This is a genomic window from Shewanella sp. SM20 (assembly GCF_025654545.1).
Lineage (GTDB): Bacteria > Pseudomonadota > Gammaproteobacteria > Enterobacterales > Shewanellaceae > Shewanella > Shewanella oncorhynchi.
Map to the genome: position 1 here is coordinate 1 of NZ_JAKKRK010000111.1, position 2,505 is coordinate 2,505.

2 protein-coding genes are annotated in these 2,505 nt (G+C 50.6%); both read left to right on the plus strand.

Annotated elements, in window-relative coordinates; genetic code table 11:
- Window positions 1–208: 208 nt before the first annotated feature.
- Window positions 209–1,771, plus strand: a complete 1,563-nt coding sequence (gene istA, locus L5M18_RS22970; protein ID WP_106650296.1) for an IS21 family transposase — start codon at window positions 209–211, stop codon at window positions 1,769–1,771.
- Window positions 1,772–1,797: 26 nt separating this feature from the next.
- Window positions 1,798–2,505: IS21-like element helper ATPase IstB (istB, locus tag L5M18_RS22975; protein WP_263198709.1), on the plus strand; the 708-nt coding region annotated here is incomplete at its 3' end.

The following is a 2,505-nucleotide window of genomic DNA, read 5'->3' on the forward strand; positions in this document are numbered from 1 at the left end:
TGCGTGCGTATTACCATGCATGGCGATCGCCTAATAACATTCATGCCGATCATCCAATAACATTCATGTCGATCGCTCAATAACATCGCAAACCGATCACTTTTGCTTCTTTATGGTAAACCCTGATCGACATGCATGTTATTGCGTGACTTTTTCTCCTCGCTTCGTTAAACCCGCACTTTCTGCTCATTTAATCTGAGGAAAGTGCATGTCTGCGAGGCCTATTACTGTGAGAAAACTGAAAGAAATTCTGCGCCTAAAATATCAGGCTCGCCTATCACACAGGCAGATTGCGCTTAGCCTTCATGTCTCCCCTAGCACGGTATCCTATTATGCTAACCGTGCTGCACACCTCGGGATCCATGACTGGCCACTCAGTGATATCTGGGACGATGTCACTTTGGAACGTGCCTTTCTCAACACTCAAACTGTGCATAAAAAACAGTACAAACCCCTGCCTAACTGGGCCATGTTGCATCAGGAGTTAAAACGACCGGACCAAAAAGGCATGACACTTGAGCGATTATGGCAAGAGTATGCTGAGCGTAACGGCCAAACACATTACAGCTATAACCACTTTTGTCGCTTGTATAAAGAGTGGGCTAGCGTGTTGCAACCGTCGATGCGTCAGACCCATATCGCCGGAGAAAAACTGTTTGTCGATTATTGTGGGCAAACGGTGCCCATCATTGATCCGCACACTGGGGAACTGCTTTACAAGGCTCAAATCTTTGTAGCGGTATTGGGTGCATCTAACTACACCTTCGCCGAAGCGACTCGCTCACAACAGCTCGAAGACTGGGTAATGAGCCACAAACGGGCATTTGAGTTCTTCGGCGGTGTGCCGCAATTAGTGGTACCCGATTGCCTCAAAAGTGCCGTCAGTGTGGCACGCAATACCGATCCAGACTTGAATCCGACCTATCAAATGTTAGCCGCCCATTTCGGCACAGCGATCATGCCGGCGCGTCCCCGTAAGCCCAAAGATAAATCCAAGGCTGAAGTCGGCGTACAAATCGTCACCCGCTGGATTTTGGCGGTGCTGCGCCATGAAGTGTTCCATAGCCTAGCACAGCTCAACCAGCGCATTGGTGAGTTGTTGACGCGCCTCAATCAAAAGCCCTTCCAAAAGCTCCCCGGTAGTCGTGCATCTTTGTTTACCGAGTTGGATGCGCCTGCGCTAAAGCCCTTACCCAGTTACCGTTATCAGTACACCAAAGTGCAACAGGTACTCGTGGGCAAGGATTACCATGTTGATATAGAAAAACACTATTACTCAGTCCCTTACGCCTTACAGGGTAAGCGATTAACGGTACAAATCACGGAGCATACCCTGGTGTTTTATCACCATGGCAAGGTAGTCGCCGAGCATGTACGCAGTCAGCGTAAAGGTCAACACACGAGCCTGAGCGAGCATATGCCCGCACATCACCAGGCACTGCTCGAATGGTCGCCCGAACGCTTGCACCACTGGGCTGCCTCGATAGGGCCCTATACCGCACATTGGGTGCATGAGTTTATCCGGCAAGCCGAGCATCCGGCCCAAGCGGTAAGGCCCTGCTTGGCACTGTTAGGGCAAAGCAAAACCTACGGTAAAGACCGGCTAGAAGCGGCCTGTTTACGGGGCCAGCTGACAGGGGCTAACCGCCTGCACAACATTCGCGCCATGCTTAAAAATGGCTTAGAGCAGCAGCCAATCTACACCAACAAGCACGACCCACTGCAAGCCATCAGCCACGACAACGTGCATGGTGAGAGCTACTTCCACTAACGTCAATAAATAACAAGGAGACAAAGATGCAATTACGCGTCGAAGAACAACTTAGCCAACTGCATTTAGGTGGCGTGAAGCAAGCGCTCGCACAACAACAAGAGCAAGCCATGCTTTATCAAGACATGAGTTTTGAAGAGCGGCTACAACTGCTGCTCAGTCACGAACTGCTACAAAGAGAGCAACGCAAAATCAATCGGTTAGAAAAACAAGCCTGTTTTAGGCTGATGGGGCAAATCGAGCAACTGGACTATCGTGCCAGTCGAGGGTTTACCCCCGCACAGATCCGCCAGTTGCTAGAAGGTCACTGGCTGAGGCATCAACAAAACCTACTGCTAACCGGCGCGGCAGGGTGTGGCAAAAGCTATCTGGCCTGCGCTCTGGGACGTTACTTCATCCGCCAAGGCATGGGTGTGCGCTACTATCGCTTAAAAACGTTGCTTGAGGAAATGCGACTCGCCCAAGCCGATGGCAGTTACCCTAAGTTGATAACACAACTGACTCAAGTTGCGATCTTGATTTTAGATGACTGGGGCATGGAAATGCTGGATGCGAGCGAACGCAGTAATCTACTGGAGATCATCGATACCCGTCATGGCAAGGTATCCACCTTGGTAGCGAGCCAGCTGCCAGTGGATAAATGGTACGCCATGATAGGTGAAGCAACTTTTGCCGAAGCCATCTTAGACAGGCTGATCCATCGTGCTGTGAGAGTGACGTTAACGGGTGAATCG

Bases quoted from the DNA above. Each gene is read 5' to 3' on its own strand.
- istA (WP_106650296.1), top strand. From the start codon at position 209: ATGTCTGCGAGGCCTATTACTGTGAGAAAACTGAAAGAAATTCTGCGC.